Origin of the sequence: Aeromicrobium fastidiosum (genome assembly GCF_017876595.1) — a bacterium.
GTDB lineage: Bacteria > Actinomycetota > Actinomycetes > Propionibacteriales > Nocardioidaceae > Aeromicrobium > Aeromicrobium fastidiosum.
This window is the reverse complement of record NZ_JAGIOG010000001.1, coordinates 1,151,698-1,169,903: the sequence shown is the minus strand read 5'-3', so window position 1 is coordinate 1,169,903 and position 18,206 is coordinate 1,151,698. Positions and strand designations below refer to the sequence as shown.

15 protein-coding genes are annotated in these 18,206 nt (G+C 69.8%); 9 read left to right on the top strand and 6 right to left on the bottom strand.

Features of this window, described 5'->3' with window-relative positions; genetic code table 11:
* The first annotated feature begins 26 nt into the window (after positions 1–26).
* The 4 genes from JOF40_RS05795 to JOF40_RS05780 all read left to right on the top strand — a co-directional run bounded on the left by JOF40_RS05795 (position 27) and on the right by JOF40_RS05780 (position 2,741).
* Positions 27–998 carry an NAD(P)H-quinone oxidoreductase gene (locus tag JOF40_RS05795; protein ID WP_129180928.1) on the top strand — a complete coding sequence of 324 codons (972 nt, stop codon included), beginning with the start codon at positions 27–29 and terminating at the stop codon, positions 996–998.
* 28 nt (positions 999–1,026) lie between these two features.
* Positions 1,027–1,530, top strand: a complete 504-nt coding sequence (locus JOF40_RS05790) for a bacterial proteasome activator family protein (RefSeq protein ID WP_129180926.1) — start codon at positions 1,027–1,029, stop codon at positions 1,528–1,530.
* Between the two features lie 121 nt (positions 1,531–1,651).
* Positions 1,652–2,212, top strand: coding sequence for a WhiB family transcriptional regulator (locus JOF40_RS05785; protein ID WP_188111693.1), 561 nt, complete (start codon positions 1,652–1,654; stop codon positions 2,210–2,212).
* Between the two features lie 124 nt (positions 2,213–2,336).
* Complete coding sequence (locus JOF40_RS05780) at positions 2,337–2,741, top strand: YjbQ family protein (protein ID WP_129180922.1); 405 nt, start codon at positions 2,337–2,339, stop codon at positions 2,739–2,741.
* Positions 2,742–2,886: 145 nt separating this feature from the next.
* Here JOF40_RS05780 and JOF40_RS05775 read toward each other — a convergent pair whose 3' ends face one another.
* Together JOF40_RS05775 and serS are read right to left on the bottom strand one after the other, a co-directional pair.
* Entirely contained in the window at positions 2,887–3,684 is a 798-nt protein-coding gene (locus JOF40_RS05775; protein WP_129180921.1) for an HAD family hydrolase, read from the bottom strand.
* Positions 3,685–3,708: 24 nt separating this feature from the next.
* Positions 3,709–4,983 carry a serine--tRNA ligase gene (gene serS / locus JOF40_RS05770; protein WP_129180919.1) on the bottom strand — a complete coding sequence of 425 codons (1,275 nt, stop codon included), beginning with the start codon at positions 4,981–4,983 and terminating at the stop codon, positions 3,709–3,711.
* Positions 4,984–5,056: 73 nt separating this feature from the next.
* Between serS and JOF40_RS05765 the strand changes: the two genes are divergently transcribed.
* The 3 genes from JOF40_RS05765 to JOF40_RS05755 all read left to right on the top strand — a co-directional run bounded on the left by JOF40_RS05765 (position 5,057) and on the right by JOF40_RS05755 (position 11,154).
* Positions 5,057–6,664, top strand: coding sequence for a bifunctional phosphatase PAP2/diacylglycerol kinase family protein (locus tag JOF40_RS05765; RefSeq protein WP_129180917.1), 1,608 nt, complete (start codon positions 5,057–5,059; stop codon positions 6,662–6,664).
* Positions 6,665–6,891: 227 nt separating this feature from the next.
* Positions 6,892–9,420 carry an InlB B-repeat-containing protein gene (locus JOF40_RS05760; RefSeq protein WP_129180915.1) on the top strand — a complete coding sequence of 843 codons (2,529 nt, stop codon included), beginning with the start codon at positions 6,892–6,894 and terminating at the stop codon, positions 9,418–9,420.
* A 90-nt stretch (positions 9,421–9,510) separates the two neighbouring features.
* Positions 9,511–11,154, top strand: a complete 1,644-nt coding sequence (locus tag JOF40_RS05755) for an AMP-binding protein (RefSeq protein WP_129180913.1) — start codon at positions 9,511–9,513, stop codon at positions 11,152–11,154.
* A gap of 39 nt (positions 11,155–11,193) precedes the next feature.
* On the opposite strand, the gene JOF40_RS05750 is transcribed toward JOF40_RS05755, so the two are convergent.
* The 4 genes from JOF40_RS05750 to JOF40_RS05735 all read right to left on the bottom strand — a co-directional run bounded on the left by JOF40_RS05750 (position 11,194) and on the right by JOF40_RS05735 (position 15,982).
* On the bottom strand, positions 11,194–12,198 hold the full coding sequence (locus JOF40_RS05750) for an adenosine deaminase (RefSeq protein WP_129180911.1): 1,005 nt from the start codon (positions 12,196–12,198) through the stop codon (positions 11,194–11,196).
* Between the two features lie 26 nt (positions 12,199–12,224).
* The gene (locus JOF40_RS05745; protein ID WP_129180909.1) at positions 12,225–12,608 is read right to left on the bottom strand and encodes a hypothetical protein; all 384 of its coding nucleotides are present in this window, start codon (positions 12,606–12,608) and stop codon (positions 12,225–12,227) included.
* A gap of 141 nt (positions 12,609–12,749) precedes the next feature.
* Positions 12,750–15,233: a glycoside hydrolase family 65 protein gene (locus tag JOF40_RS05740; RefSeq protein WP_129180907.1), complete on the bottom strand. Its 2,484-nt coding sequence runs from the start codon at positions 15,231–15,233 to the stop codon at positions 12,750–12,752.
* Entirely contained in the window at positions 15,230–15,982 is a 753-nt protein-coding gene (locus tag JOF40_RS05735; protein WP_307800759.1) for an HAD family hydrolase, read from the bottom strand. Before JOF40_RS05735 ends, JOF40_RS05740 begins: the two co-directional genes overlap by 4 nt.
* Positions 15,983–16,158: 176 nt before the next feature.
* Here JOF40_RS05735 and JOF40_RS05730 point away from each other — a divergent pair, with 176 nt between their 5' ends.
* Together JOF40_RS05730 and JOF40_RS05725 are read left to right on the top strand one after the other, a co-directional pair.
* The gene (locus tag JOF40_RS05730) at positions 16,159–17,013 is read left to right on the top strand and encodes a hypothetical protein (RefSeq protein WP_129180903.1); all 855 of its coding nucleotides are present in this window, start codon (positions 16,159–16,161) and stop codon (positions 17,011–17,013) included.
* A 131-nt stretch (positions 17,014–17,144) separates the two neighbouring features.
* The gene (locus JOF40_RS05725) at positions 17,145–18,047 is read left to right on the top strand and encodes a hypothetical protein (protein ID WP_188111692.1); all 903 of its coding nucleotides are present in this window, start codon (positions 17,145–17,147) and stop codon (positions 18,045–18,047) included.
* Positions 18,048–18,206: the final 159 nt, after the last annotated feature.

Genomic DNA, 18,206 nt, shown 5'->3' with positions numbered 1-18,206 from the left:
GATCACGGCCCGATACCGTTCATCAGATGCGCGCAGTCACTGCTCCCACACCCGGCGGCGTCGATGCCCTCCAGGTCGTCGACCGTCCCACCCCCGCACCCGCCCCCGGCGAGGTGCTGATCCGTGTCACGGCGGCCGGGGTCAACCGGGCCGACCTGCTGCAACGCCAGGGGTTCTACGCTCCGCCGTCGGGTGCCACGGACATTCTGGGCCTCGAGTGCGCGGGCGACATCGTCGCCGTCGGCGAGGGCGTCACCGATCTCTTGCCCGGCGAGCACGTGTGCGCACTGCTGAGCGGCGGCGGCTACGCCGAGTACGTCAACGTCCCGGCCGGCCAGGTCGCCATCGCCCCCGAAGGCGTATCGCTGACCGAGGCCGCGGGCCTGATGGAGGTCGCCGCGACCGTGTGGTCGAACGTCTTCATGATGGGCAAGCTGCAGCACGGCGAGACGCTGCTCGTCCACGGCGGTGGCAGCGGCATCGGCACGATGGCGATCCAGCTCGGCAAGGCGTTCGGCGCCAAGGTCGTCGTCACGGTCGGCTCGGAGGACAAGGCCGCGTTCTGCCGCGGGCTCGGTGCCGATCTCGCGATCAACTACCGCGAGCAGGACTTCGTCGAGGAGATGAAAGCGCACGACCTGCGCGCCGACGTCATCCTCGACATCATCGGCGGCAAGTACCTCGCCTCCAACGTCGCGGCCCTCAACACCGCCGGACGCCTCGTCGTCATCGGCATGCAGGGCGGCGTCAAGGCCGAGCTCAACCTCGGTGCACTGCTCGCCAAGCGCGCCGCCGTGATGGCGACCTCGCTGCGGGCACGCCCCGTCTCGGAGAAGTCGGCGATCGTCTCGGCGATGGTCGCGCAGGTGTGGCCCCTCGTCGCGGACGGCACGGTGCGCCCGATCATCCACGCCACGTACCCGCTCGAGGACGTCCGCTCGGCGCACCAGGAGCTCGAGGACTCGACCCACACCGGCAAGGTGCTGCTCACGTTGTGACGTCCGACCGCCTGACTAGGCTGGCGTCATGAGTGAGCAGCAGCCCGAGATCATCGGCCCCGACGGCCAGGCCGTGACCGTCCCCCCGAACGGCACACCGCTCGGCGAGCTCGTCGAGCAGCCGGCCAAGGTCATGCGCATCGGCGCGATGATCCGCCAGCTGCTCGAGGAGGTCAAAGCGGCACCGCTCGACGAGGCCAGTCGCAGCCGGCTGCGCACCATCCACCTGCAGTCGATCGAGGAGCTCAAGGACGGCCTCGCGCCCGAGTTGGTCGACGAGCTGGAGCGGCTCAGCCTGCCGTTCGACGGCGACGCCCCCAGCGAGGGCGAGCTGCGCATCGCCCAGGCGCAGCTCGTCGGCTGGCTCGAGGGGCTGTTCCACGGCATCCAGGCGGCGCTCTACGCCCAGCAGGTGCAGGCGCAGTCGCAGCTCCAGAACATGCGACTGGCTCTCCCGGGTCCAAACGACACCAAAGGTAACGATTCGGACTCTTCCGGAGAAACCGGCTCCTCCGGGGGCATGTACCTCTAGCATTCCCCTTGAACGTTGAACCATCGTGCGCGCAGGAGTGTCGCTCACAGTGGCTCGGCGTCGAAGGATGCAAGGGATCGGCGCAGGAGTGTCGCCGACCCGAAAGATAGAGGGAGCCCCCATGACCGTGATGGTCGACGTCGTCACACCCCCGTGCGCCTCGGTGCCCGAGGTCTACCAGGACGAGCTGCTGCACACCTCGCCCTCGCGCACCGAGGTCAGTGCCGCCGACTGGGAGCGGCTCACGGCCAAGCGCGCCTCCGCCCACCGCCAGTGCGCCGGTTGCCCCATGATGGTCAACTGCCTCTACCGCGCGGTCGTCGAGGTCGACGTGTCGGGCTTCGTCGCCTGCACGACCGAGCAGGACCGTGCCGAGATCCGTCGCCAGCTGGGCGTCGAGGTGCAGCAGGCATCGACGACGCCGTACGGCGCGGCCCGCGTCGGCGGCGGACCGGTCAGCCACGAGGCCGTCATGACCGCCCGCACCGCGTACCCCAAGGACACGTGCCACCAGCTGGCCGAGCGGCTCTCGTGCTCGACCTCGACGGTCAAGCGTCACCTGCGTCGGGCGCGCGAGCAGAAGCTCGACCCCACCTCGGTGCCCGCCGTCGGCGGGACGACGCCGTCGATCGACGCCGTGCTCGACTGCTTCGACCAGCTGGAGTCCAGCCGCGTCGCCTGACCCCTCCCTCGGCCGAGATGTCGGCACTTATCGACGTGAAATCGTCCCGAGGACGTCCACAACTGCCGACATCCTGGGCATGGCTCGGCGTGCTTGGCTCGCCCAGGTCGGGGACGATCGAGACATGGACAGCATCACGTTCGACGTCCGCACGGGTTCGTCCTCGGTCGTCCGCGACCTGACACGGGAGTGCGCCGAGTTCTGCCGCGACCGCGGTGACGGGCTGCTGCACGTCTTCGTGCCGCACGCCACGGCCGGCGTCGCGATCATCGAGACCGGAGCCGGCAGCGACGACGACCTGCTCACGGCGCTCGACGACCTGCTGCCCCGCGACGACCGGTGGATCCACCAGCACGGCACCCCCGGCCACGGCCGCGACCACGTCGTGCCGGCGTTCATCGCACCGTCGATGACGGTGCCGGTCCTCGGCGGACGCCTGACCCTCGGAACGTGGCAGTCGGTGTGCCTGGTCGACACCAACGTGGACAACCCCGACCGCCAGGTGCGCCTGAGCTTCTTGCGGGGCTGATGTCCGCCGGCCGCATACCGCCGGTTTCGGGGTGCACCTGGGAAACCGGCACCTGACCCCTGATCCGATCGTGGTGAGGTGCAGTGTTTCTGGGTGAGCCCCGAAAACTTCCTGGGTCAACCTGGGAAACCGGCGGCGGGACGGGTCACACGTACTTGCTGAGCTCCGCGGCGAGGCCGTCTTCGTCTATGGAGCCTGTTACTGCGTCGGCCACGTCTCTCAGGCTTTCGGGGCTCTGGCCCATCGCCACGCCGCGGCCGGCCCACTGGAGCATCTCGAGGTCGTTGTTGCCGTCGCCGACCGCGAGCACGTCTGTCGGCGCGATGCCGAGACGTTCGCAGACGACGTCGAGACCCGACGCCTTGGAGACGCCCTCCGGGGCGAGGTCGAGCCACGCCGAGTAGCCGATGAAGTAGTTGGTGCCCGTGAGGCCGAGATCGTGGACGATCGCCGTGAACTCCGCGGGGGTGTGGTCGGTCGACCGGATCACGACGCGGGTGACCGGCTCGGCGATGAGCTTCTCGACGTCGTCGATGACCCACTGGTCGGCGAACTCCGTCTCGGGGAACGGCCGGTTGACCCGGAAGCCCTCTCCGACCTTCTCGACCGCGACGATCGCGTCGGGCACCTCCTCCAGCACCCGTCGCACGGCCGCCGCGGCATCGAACGTCACCGAGTGGATGATGTCGACGGGGTCGGCAGCGTCGTCGGAGTACCGGAACACGACCGCACCGTTGCTCGCGACCGCCAGGCCGTCGGTGAAGCCCAGCTTGCCGACGGTGTCCATGACGCCCGGGATGGCCCGGCCTGTCGAGATGACGGTCTCGATGCCGGCGTCGCGGATCGCGTTGACCGCGTCGCGGACGACGTCGCTGAGCTCGTTGTCGCCGTTGACGATCGTGCCGTCGACGTCGAGCGCGACGAGCTTCGGCCGCCACGTCACGAGACGGCCCTCATCGGACGACCCTCACGCGAGCGGCCTCAGGACCTCGCCAAGGAGGGGGTGCAGCGCGGCCGGCAGGCGCACCGAACCGTCCGCCTGCTGTCCGTTCTCGAGGATCGCGATGATCGTGCGGGTCATGGCGCACAGCGTGCCGTTGAGCGTCGCCGCCGGGGTCGTCGCGCCCTCGGCCCCGCGCACCCGGATGTCGAGGCGGCGAGCCTGGAACTCCGTGGTGTTGGACGCCGACGAGACCTCGCGGTACTTGCCCTGGGTGGGGATCCACGCCTCGCAGTCGAACTTGCGGATGGCCGACAGCCCGAGGTCGCCGGACGCGACGTCGATGACGCGGTAGGGCAGCTCGAGGGCGTCGAGCCACGCCTTCTCCCAGCCCAGGATGCGCTGGTGCTCGGCGTACGACTCCTCGAGCGTCGTGTAGACGAACATCTCGACCTTGTCGAACCAGTGGACGCGGAAGATGCCCTTGGTGTCCTTGCCGTACGAGCCGGCCTCGCGCCGGTAGCAGGGGCTGAACGCGGCATAGCGACGCGGCAGCGACTCGGCGTCGAGGATCTCGCCTGAGTGGTACGCCGCGAGCGCGACCTCGGACGTGCCGACGAGGTAGAGATCGTCCTTCTCGAGGTAGTAGACATCCTCGGCACCGCCCTGGCCGAGGTAGCCCGTGCCCTCCATCGCGCTGGGCTTGACCAGCGCCGGCGGGATCATGGGCGTGAAGCCCCACTCGGCGGCCTTGCTCATGGCCAGCTGAGTCAGCGCCAGCTCGAGCTGCGCGCCGACCCCGGTGAGGAAGTAGAACCGCGAACCGCTGACCTTGACGCCACGCTCGACGTCGATCGCACCGAGCATCTGACCCAGCTCGAGGTGGTCGCGCGGCTCGAAGCCCTCCGCGGCGAAGTCGCGCGGCGTGCCGATGGTCTCGAGCACGACGAAGTCGTCCTCGCCACCTTGCGGCGCGTCGGGCGAGGCCAGGTTGGGCAGCGAGCGGAGCAGGCGGTCGAACGTCTCGCCCGCCTCACCCTGTGCGACCTCGGCGTCCTTGACCTGCTGGCTGAGCTCCTTGGTGCGGGCGAGCAGCTGCTGCTTCTCGTCACCCTGGGCCTTGGGGATGAGCTTGCCGAGGTTCTTCTGCTCACCGCGCAGGGCCTCGAAGGCCGCGATGGACGATCGTCGCTTCTCGTCGGCGAGGATCAGCTCGTCGACCACGTCGGTGGACAGCTGGCGACGCTGCAGCGCGGCCCGCACGGCGTCGGGGTCGTCTCTCACGATTCGGGGGTCGATCACGTCCTGAGCCTATCGTCCGGCACGAGAGCCGCTCGCGGTCCATTAGAATCGACCGACCCCTGAGGAGGAGCCTGTGTCGTTCGACCTGCGTCGCGCCGAGCCCGGCCGACCGTCCGTCATCACCTGGCTCGTCGCCGTACCCTCCGTCGTCTTCGCCTTCCTCGTCGTCGCGGTCGCCACCGAGACGTCCGCCGTCATGCGCCTCGACCTCGACGTCGCCGCCCGCGCGTACGACGTCACGTCCCGCAGCGACGGCTTCGTGTCGTTCCTCGAGGCGGTCGCCCTGGTCTTCGGCAACATCTCGTGCGCCGTCGTGCTCGCGCTCGTCGCGGTGTACGCCTTCGTGCGCCGCGAACGTGCCGTGGCGCTGTGGATCGTCCTCAGCGCGACCGCCGCGATCGGCGGCAACGCCCTGCTCAAGCTGGCGTTCACCCGCACCCGTCCGTCGTTCGACGAGCCGCTGTACGAGATCGGCGGCTACTCGTTCCCGAGCGGGCACTCCGCGGGCGCGGGGATGTTCTTCACCGTCGCGATCCTCGTCGCGATCATCCTGACCGGACGTGGCTGGCGTCGTCGCGTCCTCATCACGGTGTTCGTCGTGCTGGCCCTCGGGGTGGGCGCGAGCCGCGTGTTCCTCGGCGTGCACTACCTCAGCGACGTCGTCGCGGGGCTGTCGTTCGGCATGGCCGTCACGATGGGGCTGTGGGTGCTGGTCGTCAGCAGCCGCACCCGCCTGCCCCACGAGCTCGCCGTCATCACGGGCACCGGACGCAAGCGCGCCGCCGTCGTCATCAACCCCTCCAAGGTCGGCGACGTCGAGGAGTTCAAGGCCCGGGTGCGGGCGGTCGCCGAGATCTCGGGCTGGAACGAGCCGCTCTGGTACGAGACGACGGTCGAGGACCCCGGCCACGGCCAGGCCACCGCCGCGCTGCACGAGGAGGTCGACCTCATCGTCGCCGCCGGCGGTGACGGCACCGTCCTGGCCGTCTGCGAGGAGGTCGCCCGCACCGGCACGGCCGTCGGCATCCTGCCGCACGGCACGGGCAACCTGCTGGCCCGCAACCTCGGCATCCCGCTCAACACCCGCGACGCCCTCGACGTCGTGTTCGGCGGCCAGGACCGGGCGATCGACCTGTCGACGCTCGAGACCGATTCCGGCACGAGCACGACGTTCCTCGTCATGGCCGGGCTGGGCATGGACGCCGCGATCATGACCGGCGTCAACGACCAGCTCAAGAGCAAGGTCGGCTGGCTGGCCTACTTCGTCAGCGGAGTGAAGGCCGCCCGGTTCCCGGCCATGAAGGTCAAGATCAAGGTCGACGACGGCGAGTACAAGAAGTTCCGCGCCCGCACCGTCGTGGTCGGCAACGTCGGCTTCCTGCAGGGCGGCATCCCGCTGCTGCCCGACGCCCAGATCGACGACGGCAAGCTCGACGTCGTGGTCATCGCCCCGAAGCGGTTCATCGGCTGGCTCGCGATCATCGTGCGTGTCGTCGGACGTCAGAAGCGCACCAACGAGCGGCTCGACCGCCTCACCGGCAGCACCATCGTCATCAAGGCCGAGAAGGCCATGCCGATGCAGCTCGACGGCGACCCCGTCGGCGAGGGCCGCGAGATCCGCGCCAACGTGCAGCCCGGCGTCCTGCTGGTGCGCGTGCCGGTCAGCCCCGCCGCAGCCTGATCCTGCGCGGGGGCGGTGCGCTGGCGTCCAGCCCTGCGCGGGCACGGTGCGCTGGCGTCCAGCCCTGCGCCCGCACTGGACGCTGACGCACCGCCCCGGCCCGCTCATCGCTTCGGGGCCCTGCGCCCGCGAACCTGGACGTTCGTGCGAACCTCTGCGGAGACGGACCGTCTCGTCTAGCCTCGTGACAACCGCTTTCCGCATCGCTTCTCACGAAGGACTCCCCGATGACGCTGCGTCCTGCTGCCCTGCTCTGTGCCCTCACTGTCGCCGTCGCCGCGACGACCGTCGGCCTGGCCCCACCCGCCGCGGCCGCCACCGGCATCGGTGACGTCGAGACGCTCGTCAGCACGGCGTCGTCGTGCGACGAGCCCACATCCATCGAGCTGACGAAGGACGTCTCGGCTCCCGCGCTGCGACTCGACGTCGCCTGCACGTTCACGATCGACCTCGAGGGCCACACGCTCGCGCTCGGCAACGTCAACGCTCTCGCCGACCGCACGACGTTGACGATCGACGACTCGAGCGCCGCCAAGACCGGCACGCTGGCCGTCGACGCGAGCGACATGCCCGACGACGAGAGCTATGCAGGGCTCTGGATCAGGGACTCCAGCAGGCTCGTCGTCAACGGCGGCACCGTCACGGCCGAGGCCCGCACCGGACCGGGAGTCGGGGACGAGGACGGCGGGGCGACGGTCGTCGTCACCGGCGGGTCGCTCGACGCCACCGGGGTCGACGGAGCCGGTGTCGGCGGCGGTGCTCTCGGCTCAGGATCGGGTGGCACGACGACGATCACCGGCGGGACGGTCGTGGCGACCAGCACGTCGGACCAGGTCGGGGCCGGGTCCGCCGGCATCGGCGCGGGCGCGCTCGGCAGCGGCGCGACGATCACGATCGGCGGCACGGCAGAGGTCACCGCGACCGGATCCGTCTACGGCCCGGGCATCGGCGGCGGCTACCAGGGATCCGGTTCGACGATCTCGATCGGCGGCACCGCCGACGTGACCGCGACGGCCGGCCGCGGCGGAGCGGGCGTCGGCGGCAGCCAGGACGGGCAGGCGGCCACCGTCTCGATCACGAGCGGCGCGGTGACGGCCACGGGCACGGCCGGTGGTGCCGGTATCGGTGCGGGAACGCGCGGCGTGGCCGGGTCCGTCGTCACCGTCGCGGGCGGCACCGTCGTCGCGTCCGCGGCCCCCGGGGCGAGCCCCGAGGTGGGCGGCGACATCGGCGGTGCCGGCATCGGGAGCGGCTTCGGCAGCGGGGCGGGGACGATCGCGATCAGCGGTGGCAGCGTCACCGCTACCGGCGCACTCCACAGCGCGGGCATCGGCGGGTCGAGCTCGACCGGTGGCACGATCACGATCGGCGACGCAGCGACGGTCGAGGCCGCCGGCGGAGCGGGCGGAGCCGGCATCGGCGGTGGAGCCGTGTCGGGGCAGGCAGAACCCGACGTCACGGTCGGCGCGGGCGGAACGGTGACGATCGGCACCGGCGCGGGCTCTGCCGGCCCGACGGTCACCGCCACGGGCGGCTTCGGCGCAGCCGGCATCGGCGGCGGCCAGGACAGCAACGGTGCCGCCGTCACGATCGCCCGGGGCGCGGACGTCACGGCGTCCGGCGGCGAAGGTGCCTCGGTCGTCGGGCGCGGCGCAGGCGTCAGCACGTCCACGTTCGGGTCGCTGCAGCTGGCCGGAACCCTGCACGTCCCCGCGGAACAGACCCTCGAGGTGCCTGCCGGGGCGACGGCGACGATCGCCAACACCGGCGTCATCACCGACGCCGGTGACGATGAACCCTCTGACGACGAAGCCGGCGGGCGGATCATCGGCCCCGGCACGATCGCCAACGGCGGCGTCATCCTCCTGCCGACCGAGCAGGTGCTGGCGGTTCCCGCCGCCACCGTCACGGGCCGTCACCACCAGGTCTCGTTCGACACCGCCGGCGGAACGACCGTGGCAGCCGTGCGAGTCTTCGCGCCCTCATTCGTTCAGGGCGGCCGCACGTTCCCCGCCGATCCCGTGCTCGCGGGCCGCACCTTCCTCGGCTGGAACACCGAGGCCGACGGCTCGGGCAACCCGTTCAGCTCGACGTCCGTGCTGGCCGGCAGCTCCACCGGCGCACCGGTCGAGGTCACGGCGTACGCCCAGTGGTCGCCGGTCGTCCCGCCCGTCGATCCCCCGGTGGACCCGCCGGTCACGCCCCCCGCGGCCAACGCGCCGGTCATCGCCCTGCAGCCGTCGATCACCGGCACGGCGCGTGAGGGTCGGACGCTGACGGCCGCGGCCAATGCGAGCATCGGGGCGACGCTGACCTACCAGTGGCTGGCCGACGGCGTGCCCATCGCCCGTGCCACGGCGTCGACGCTCCCGCTCGGCAAGGCACAGGCCGCGCGCAGGATCTCGGTGCAGGTCACGGCATCGGCACCGGGCTCGGCGACCGTGGTGAAGACGTCCCCGCGGACCCGACTCGTCGCGTCGTCCGGCAAGCGGCTCGTCGTCTCCTCGTCGCGCATCCGCCGGGGGACGTCGTTCAGAGTCGCGGCGTCGGGCCTTCGTCCCGGGCAGGTCGTCCGGGTCGTGCTCGACGGACGCACCGCGTGGAAGGGTCGTGCTGACCGAGCAGGGACGGTGTCGCGCACCGTCCGCTTCGCCACCTCGGTCAGGACGGGCTCGCGCCGGGTGAAGGTCGTCGGGTCGAACGCCCGTGGGCGGCAGACCTACGCGATCTCGACCCGGGTCAGGCTCGTCCGCTGAGACCGGCCCCCGCTCAGGGGCTGCGCGACCGGACGAGGGACACTGTGACCCGGGACACGTCGGCAACCCCCGGCGTGCGGGGAGGACGTCATGACGGACCAGGCCACCGCTGAGCACGAGAGCATCTCGATCGGTGCCACCGATCCGCCCATGCTGACCGGCACCATCGGCCAGCACCTGCTCGAGACCGTCACGGCGCACGGATCGGCCGAAGCGCTGGTCGACGCGGCGACGGGACGACGATGGACGTACGAGCAGCTGCTCGTCGACGTCGACGCCGTCGCGCTGGGGCTCGTCGGCCTCGGTGTCACCCAGGGCGACCGCGTCGGCATCTGGGCGCCCAACTGCCCGGAGTGGACCATCGTCCAGCTGGCCACCGCACGCATCGGCGCCGTGCTCGTCACGATCAACCCGGCCTATCGCACCCACGAGCTGTCGTACGTCATCGGCCAGTCGGGCCTGCGCCTGATCGTCGCGGTGTCCGGCTTCAAGGACGCCAGCTATGTCGACATGATCGCCGAGGTCCGGGGCGAGCACCCGGCTCTGGTGGACGTGATCGTGATCGACGAGCCGTCCTGGCACGAGCTGCGCACCAGCGGTTCGACGGCAGACCGTCGGCTGCTCGACGAGATCGAGCAGGGCCTCGACCCTGGCGATCCGATCAACATCCAGTACACCTCGGGAACGACCGGCTTCCCCAAGGGCGCGACCCTGTCGCACCGCAACATCCTCAACAACGGATGGTTCGTCGGAGAGCTCCTGGGCTACACCGAGCACGACCGCATCTGCCTACCCGTGCCGTTCTACCACTGCTTCGGCATGGTCATGGGCAATCTGGCCGCCATCACGCACGGTGCCTGCATGGTGATCCCCGCTGCCGCATTCGACCCCGCGGCGACCCTGAGGGCGGTCGCCGACGAACGGTGCACGTCGTTGTACGGGGTCCCCACGATGTTCATCGCGATGCTCGCCGATCCGCTCGTCGACGACCTCGACCTCACGTCACTGCGCACAGGCATCATGGCGGGGTCCCCGTGCCCGGCCGAGACCATGAAGCAGGTCATCGACCGACTCGGCATGACCGAGGTGTCGATCTGCTACGGCATGACCGAGACCTCGCCGGTCTCGCTGCAGACCCGCACCGACGACTCGATCGATCGACGGGTCTCGACGGTGGGCCGGGTCGGACCGCACCTCCAGGTCAAGATCGTCGATCCGCTGACGGGCCGGCCCGTCGGACGAGGTGAGCCCGGCGAGCTGTGCACCCGGGGGTACTCGGTCATGCTCGGCTACTGGGACCAGCCCGAGAAGACCGCCGAGGCCGTGGACGCCGACGGGTGGATGCACACCGGCGACCTCGGCGTCATGGACGAGGACGGCTACGTCAACATCACGGGACGCATCAAGGACCTGGTGATCCGCGGCGGCGAGAACATCAGTCCGTTCGAGGTCGAGCAGTTCCTGATGACCCACCCCGATGTCATCGACGCGCAGGTGATCGGCGTCCCCGACGACAAGTACGGGGAGGAGCTCATGGCGTGGTTGCGCGTCCGCGAGGGCGCGACGCCTCCTGATGCCGATGCCGTGCGCGAGTTCTGCCGCGGCCGGCTCGCCCACTACAAGATCCCCCGGTACGTCCATCACGTCGACGAGTTCCCCATGACGATCACCGGCAAGGTGCGCAAGGTCGAGATGCGGGCGCTCGCAGCAGAGCTGCTGTCCGACCGGTCCTGAGGCGATCGACCCCGGCTCGTCCAGGGGTGCGGGGACGGGTCAGGGTGCGGCGTAGGCGTCGATCTCGGCCAGCACCGTCGCCTTGACGTCGTCGGGTGCGAACGACTGCCGCACGCCGGCCCGGGCGAGATCGGCGACCCCGGCGTCGTCCAGCCCCAGCAGGTCGCGGGCGATGTCGTACTCGTGGGTCAGGGTCGTGCCGAACATCGGCGGGTCGTCGGAGTTGATCGACACCGGCACCCCGGCCGCGACCAGCGTCGCCAACGGGTGCTCGTCCATCGACGCGACCGACCGGGTGCGGACGTTCGAGGTCGGGCTGATCTCGAGCGGGATGCTGTGCTCGGCGAGGTGCGCCATCAGGGCTGGATCTTGCGCGGCGGCGATGCCGTGGCCGATGCGCTCGGCACCCAGCGACTCGAGGGCGTCCCAGATGGTCTGCGGTCCGGTCGACTCCCCCGCGTGCGGCAGCGAGTGGAGTCCAGCGGCGCGCGCGGCGTCGAAGTGGGGCTTGAACTGCGGGCGTGGCACGCCGACCTCGGGACCGCCCAGACCGAAGCCGATGAGTCCGTCGGGCTGCAGCCGCAGGGCCGTGTCGAGGGTGACGTCGGCGGCGGGGACCCCCGACTCGCCGGGGATGTCGAAGATCCAGCGCATCGTGATGCCGAAGTCGGCCTCGGCGCGACGGCGCGCGTCCTCGAGGGCCTCGCAGTAGGCCTCGGCACTGATGCCGACCGCGATCGACGTGTACGGGGTGCAGGTGAGCTCGACGTAGCGGACGTTCTGCGAGGCGAGGTCGCGCGCGACGTCGTGGGTCAGCGTCCAGAGGTCCTCGGGCGTGCGCAGCAGGTCGACGACCGACAGGTAGACCTCGATGAAGTGGCCGAAGTCGGTGAACGTGAAGAAGTCGGCCAGCGCGGCCGGGTCGGTCGGCACCGACGTCGTCCCGGCATGGCGGTCGGCCAGCTCGGCGACGGTCCGCATCGACGCGGACCCGACGTGGTGGACGTGCAGCTCGGCCTTCGGTAGCCCCAGGGAGAACGACATGGGCTCGACGATATCGCCGTGGGCAGCTACTCGGTCTGCTGGCGCTCGACGACGGTGCCGCGCTGGTCGAAGTCGACGTCGACGGTGATCAGCACCTCGCCGTCGATCGTCAGCTCGACCCGGTTCTCCTCGGCCGTCAGGTTGCCGGCCGTGCCCTCGTCGAGCCACGTCACCGAGCCGATCAGGCTCACCAGCGCGACCGTGGCACCGTTGTCGCGCTGGCCGCGGAAGACGACCGGGCCGGGACCGGAGTCACGGATGACCAGGGCGGTGCGGCTGACCAGGGGGTTGTCGACACCGACGGTCGGAGCCTCGGCACCGCCGGTGCGGCCGAACGTCCACTTGTCGTCGGCGGACAGCTGGGTCTCGCCCGTCTCGCCGTCGGCGGTCTTCCAGGTCACGGTGATCACCCCTAGATCGTTCCATGCCTGTCTCGAAAGGGCACAGGAACCCGGACATCCCCACCATGAGCCGAGCGGAGCGAGGCGGGCGCCCGGACGGAGTCCGGCCGCTCTGAGGCACGAACAGCGGGAGCGGCGAAGCCGCGCGCCTTACGTACCCGGGACGATCGCGGCGATGATCGTGCCGTCCGAGCGTCGACGCCCGGGCACCGGCGCGGGCTCACCCTCGAGCCTCGGCCCCTGCCCGTCGAGCGCGATCGACGCAGGCTCCCCCGGCAGCACCGTGACGGCCTGGCCGCGGACGATCAGCGAGGCACCCTCACCGTCCTCGAGGTCGAGGTCGACCCGGTTGGGAAGCACCGTCACCCGCACGCGGGAGCCGAGCAGCGTCAGCCGGTAGGTCAGCGACTCCCAGGTCTCGGGCAGGCGCGGGTCGATCGTGAAGACGCCACCGTGGTCGCGGAAGCCGCCGAAGCCGCTGACCAGCGCGCTCCACACGCCACCCGTCGACGCGACGTGCACGCCGTCGGACGTGTTGTGGTGCCGGTCGGCGAGATCGACGAACAGCGCCGACATGAAGTAGCGCAGCGCGAGGTCGTGGTAGCCGACCTCGGCCGCCATGATCGACTGCACGACCGCCGACAGCGTCGAGTCGCCCGTCGTGATCGGGTCGTAGTACTCGAAGTCGGCGCGCTTCTCCTCGGGCGTGAAGTGGTCGCCCTGCAGGAACAGCGCCAGGACGACATCGGCCTGCTTGAGCACCTGGAACCGGTAGATCACCAAGGGGTGGTAGTTCAGCAGCAGCGGACGCTTGTCGAGCGGCGTGTGCTCGAGGTCCCAGACCTCGCGCTCCAGGAAGTGCTGGTCCTGCGGGTGCACGCCCAGGTGCTCGTCGTAGGGGATCGCCATGTCGCGGGCGGCGCGCTCCCACTCGTCCACCTCGCGCAGGTCGAGGTCGAGACGTGCGACCACCTGGTCGTACTCGATGCCGTCGCGCTCGGCCAGGTCGCGGACGGCCCGCGCTGCACGGCTGAGGTTGAACCGCGCCATGACGTTGGTGAAGAGGTTGTCGTTGACGACGGTCGTGTACTCGTCGGGACCCGTCACGCCGTGGATGTGGAACGTGCCGTCCTCCTCGCTGCGCCAGAAGCCGAGGTCGACCCACATGCGGGCGGTCTCGACGAGGATGTCGATGCCCTCGCGGGTCAAGAAGTCGACGTCGCCCGTGGCGGCGAGGTACTGGCTCAACGCGTACGAGATGTCGGCGTCGATGTGGTACTGCGCGGTGCCCGCGGCGTAGTAGGCCGAGGCCTCCTCGCCGTTGATCGTCCGCCACGGGAACAGCGCCCCGTGCTGGGCCAGCTGCTTGGCGCGCGAGCGTGCGGCGTCGAGCAACGTGTAGCGGAAGCGCAGGGCGTTGCGGGCCGCGCGCGGGGTCGTGTAGGTCAGGAACGGCAGGACGTAGATCTCGGTGTCCCAGAAGTAGTGGCCGCCGTAGCCCGATCCGGTGACGCCCTTGGCCGGGATGCCGGTGCCCTCGGCGCGGGCCGAGGCCTGGGCGATCTGGAAGAGGTTCCAGCGCGTGGCCTGCTGCACCTCGGGCTGGCCGGCGATCTCGACGTCCGACCGCTCCCAGAAGCCGTCGAGCCAGGCGCGCTGGTCGTCGAACTGCTTGTCGAGACCCTCGTCGTGCGCGCGGTCGAGGGTGCGGCGGCAGCGGTCGAGCAGCTCGCGCGACGGCACCCCCCGCGACGTGTGATAGCTGACGAGCTTGGTCAGGACGATCGGCTGGCCCGGCTCGGCGTCGATGCGGTACGTCATCTTGGCCAGGTCGTCATCGGTCTGGATGCGCTTGGTGTAGTTGTTGGCCGTCTCGAGCCGGTGGTCGGCGGCGACCGCGATCGTCATGCCGCTCTCGGTGCACTGGTAGCCCAGCGCGACCCGACCGTCGGCGATGTTGCCCCAGTTGCTCTGCGGCTTCAGGACGCGGTGGTTCATCTGGCCGGCCTTGCGAGGGTCGACGCCCTCGCCCATCGCCTTGGACCGGACGTGGTACTCGTCCTCGCCGTCCTGGCGGTTGAGGATCTGCGACGAGATCGCGACGGGCGCGTAGTCGTCGAGCATCGTGACCTCGAAGGTCAGCACCGCGAGGTGACGCTGCGTGAACGAGACCATGCGACGCGACCGGATGCGGACCCGCTTGCCGCCGGGCGTCCGCCACAGGATGTCGCGCGACATGACGCCGGTGCGGAAGTCGAGCCGGCGCTCGTACTCCATGAGGTCGGCGATCGGCAGCAGCAGCGGCTCGTCGTCGACGTAGAGGCGGATGACCTTGGCGTCGGGGGCGTTGACGATCGTCTGGCCGACGCGGGCGAAGCCGAAGGCCTCCTCCGCGTGCTGGATCGGCCACGTCTCGTGGAAGCCGTTGACGAACGTGCCGTGGGTGAACGAGTCGCGTCCCTCGTCGACGTTGCCGCGCAGGCCGAGGTAGCCGTTGCCGACGCTGAAGAGCGTCTCGGTGGTGCCGAGGTCGTCGTTGTCGATGTGCTTCTCGACCAGCGCCCACTCGTCGACGGGGTAGCGCGACCGGTCGAGGAAGTCGTGGATCTGCGGTGCGATGTGGCTGGGGCTCATGCCTGCCCTTCCTTGGCGTCGGTCACGAGCTCGTCGAGGTCGTCGACGACGACGTCGGCGCCGTGCTCGGTGAGGGCGTCGGCCCCCACGCCGCGGTCGACGCCGATGACCAGGCCGAAGTCACCCGCCCGTCCGGCCTGGACGCCCGACAGCGCGTCCTCGAACACGATGGCCCGTTCCTTCGGGACGCCGAGGTCGTCGGCGGCGGCCAGGAACGTGTCGGGCGCGGGCTTGCCGGGCAGACCCCGCTCCCCCGCCTCCTTGCCGCTCACGATGACCGGGAAGTGCTGGATCATGCCGGCGGCGGTCAGGACGGCGGCGGCGTTGCGCGAGCTCGATACGATCGCCATCTTGGTGCCGCGGGCGACGAGCGCCTCGACGAGCGCGACCGAACCGGGGTAGGGCTCGACGCCCTCGGTCTTCAGGATCTGCTCGAAGTCGTCGTTCTTGCGATTGCCCAGTCCGGCGACCGTCTCGGCCGTCGCGGGATCGGACGCATCGCCGTCGGGCAGCTCGATGTCGCGGGACGCCAAGAAGGAGCGCACCCCGTCATAACGGGGTTTTCCGTCGACGTACGTGAAGTAGTCGTCGCGCGTGTAGGGCTCGCTGACACCCCTCGCGCGCAGGAAGTCGTTGAACATCTGGTCCCAGGCGCGCATGTGCACCTCAGCCGTCGGCGTGATCACGCCATCGAGGTCGAAGAGGGCAGCGTCGTAGTCGTTCCAGTCCACACCGATGAGCGTACGCACGTCGGGTGTCCGGGAGGTAACGCGTCGGGGTGCGTCGACGGACACGCTGCGCCGCGTGCTCCACGCACCCCAACAGGAGCGACTTCGAGTCGGGCTCTCGCAATCTGCTGCGCGAGTCGCGCGGGATGCTCCAGGATGGACCGTCACCGCACACCAGACCTGAGGAGCACCACCCCATGCGCTTGTCCATCCTGTCCCGCCTGACAGGTGCCGTCGTGGCAGCCGCCGTCGGGTCAGCCGTCCTCACGTCCGCACCGGCCACGGCCGCGACTCCCCAGGGAGTCACCAAGGAGACCGCCATGCGGGCGATCAACGGTTTTCGCAACAGCTTGACCGGAGGCAGCTGGAACGACCAGTTCGAGGGCAGGACGGCGACGTACGAGATCCTGAACCGCAGCTGCGACCTCAAGCCCGGCGAGGAGATCGGAGACCTCGACGCGATGCCAGCGGCCGTCCGGCGCAACGTGGACGTCATGGTCGCTGCGGGCTACATCTTCGACGAAGACGAGGACTACATCCGTACGTGCGTCATCGGCGTGGCGGTGGCGACCTTCGCGGGTGCCTCCATGACCGGCTCGACCAGCCTGCTGGTCGACGTCCGGTCGGATGCCACTGGCGAGACGGCCCGAGCGGCAATGCCCGGGACGCTGTCGGGCGACGTGACCGTCACCGGCCCCTTGTCGGTCGGCGCGTCAGACACCGTCGAGCAGGCGATGCTATCCGCCACGGGTCACAACGTGACCACAACGATCGGCACCATCGTCACCAACGTGCCCAAGACGGCGGCTCAGAAGAAGAAGGCCAAGAAGGCCTACTCCGCCCAGATGTCCTCCGCTCGAAAGGCCCTCAAGAAGGCGCTCAAGAAGGCCGGCAAGGACAAGCGCAAGGTGAAGGCAGCCAAGAAGACCTTCGCCAAGAAGCAGCGCAAGGCGCGCTCGGTCTACGCCGTTGCGCGGAACAACACCCGGGTCGTGACCACCGGGCCCGTGACGCGGAAGACACCGTTCACCACCGCGACTCCCTGGCTCTGACCCCGGACGGGATGCGACGGACCCTGGCACCCATATGGGACAAGTTGCCCAAAACGGTCTCACCCGGCAACCACATGCTGAATACTCCGCGGAGTGGCCGCGTGGCCATGTCAAGTACTCCTAGGAGAACAATGCGTAAGACAATCCTGTCGCGTTCGGTCGTCGCCGTCGCAACCCTGGCCATCGGCTCGGTCGCCCTCGCCGCCACCCCCGCCACCGCTGCGTCCGCCCAGGGCGTCACCCGCGACGAGGTGCTGACCGCCGTCAACGGCATCCGCGCCCTGCAGACGAACGACACCCGGCCCTCGCTGGCCACCAACCGCGCGTTGCGCAACATCGCCACCAAGGGCTGTGGCGTCAGCACGAACTTCGCAGATCTGGAGTACGCAGCCCTCCAGGCGGCGGACATCACCGGCTCCGGCGACGACGCCGAGGGAATCCTGATCACGGCAAGGGTCGGGATCCAGACCATCGAGGGCAGCAGCAACGACTGCACCATCGCGGCCTTCGCCACGGCGGACGGATCGTTCCAGCTGAGCGGTACCGCCCAGATCACCGGCACCCGCTACAACGAGACCACGCAGGCCGACGAGCCTGTCGTCCTGCGCACGCAGGCCCTGTCGGGCGACGCGTTCGTCACCACGCCGGTCGACGCCGACACGATCAGCAACCTCTACGAGGACAGCGTCACCGCATCCGCCGTGGGCAACGCCTCGAAGACCACCACCGTGACGACATCGGTCAAGGTCAAGGACAAGAAGACCAAGTCCGAGAAGGCCAAGGCCAAGACCAAGTACACGAAGAAGATCAAGTCGGTCAAGAAGTCGTACGCCAAGGCGCTCGACAAGGCCGGCAACAGCAAGAGCAAGAAGGCCGCCGCCAAGAAGGTCTACAAGGCCAAGCGTGCCGCGGCCAAGGCCTCGTACAAGTACGCGATCGCCGGATTCAAGATCGTGAAGAAGTCGTCGTCGACCACCGAGAACCGTCCGTTCTCCGTGACGACGCCGAACCCGCGGTTCGAGTTCGACAACTGACGCGCACCCCCATCACACCGATCCCGTCCGAAGCCTTCACGCTCCGGGCGGGATCGGTGCGTCCGGCCGAACGAGCACATGGGGGTTTTCCCTCGAGTTGGAGCAATTCGGGGCAGCTCGGGCCTGCGCGGTCCTACCGTCAAGGGTCGATCACATCGA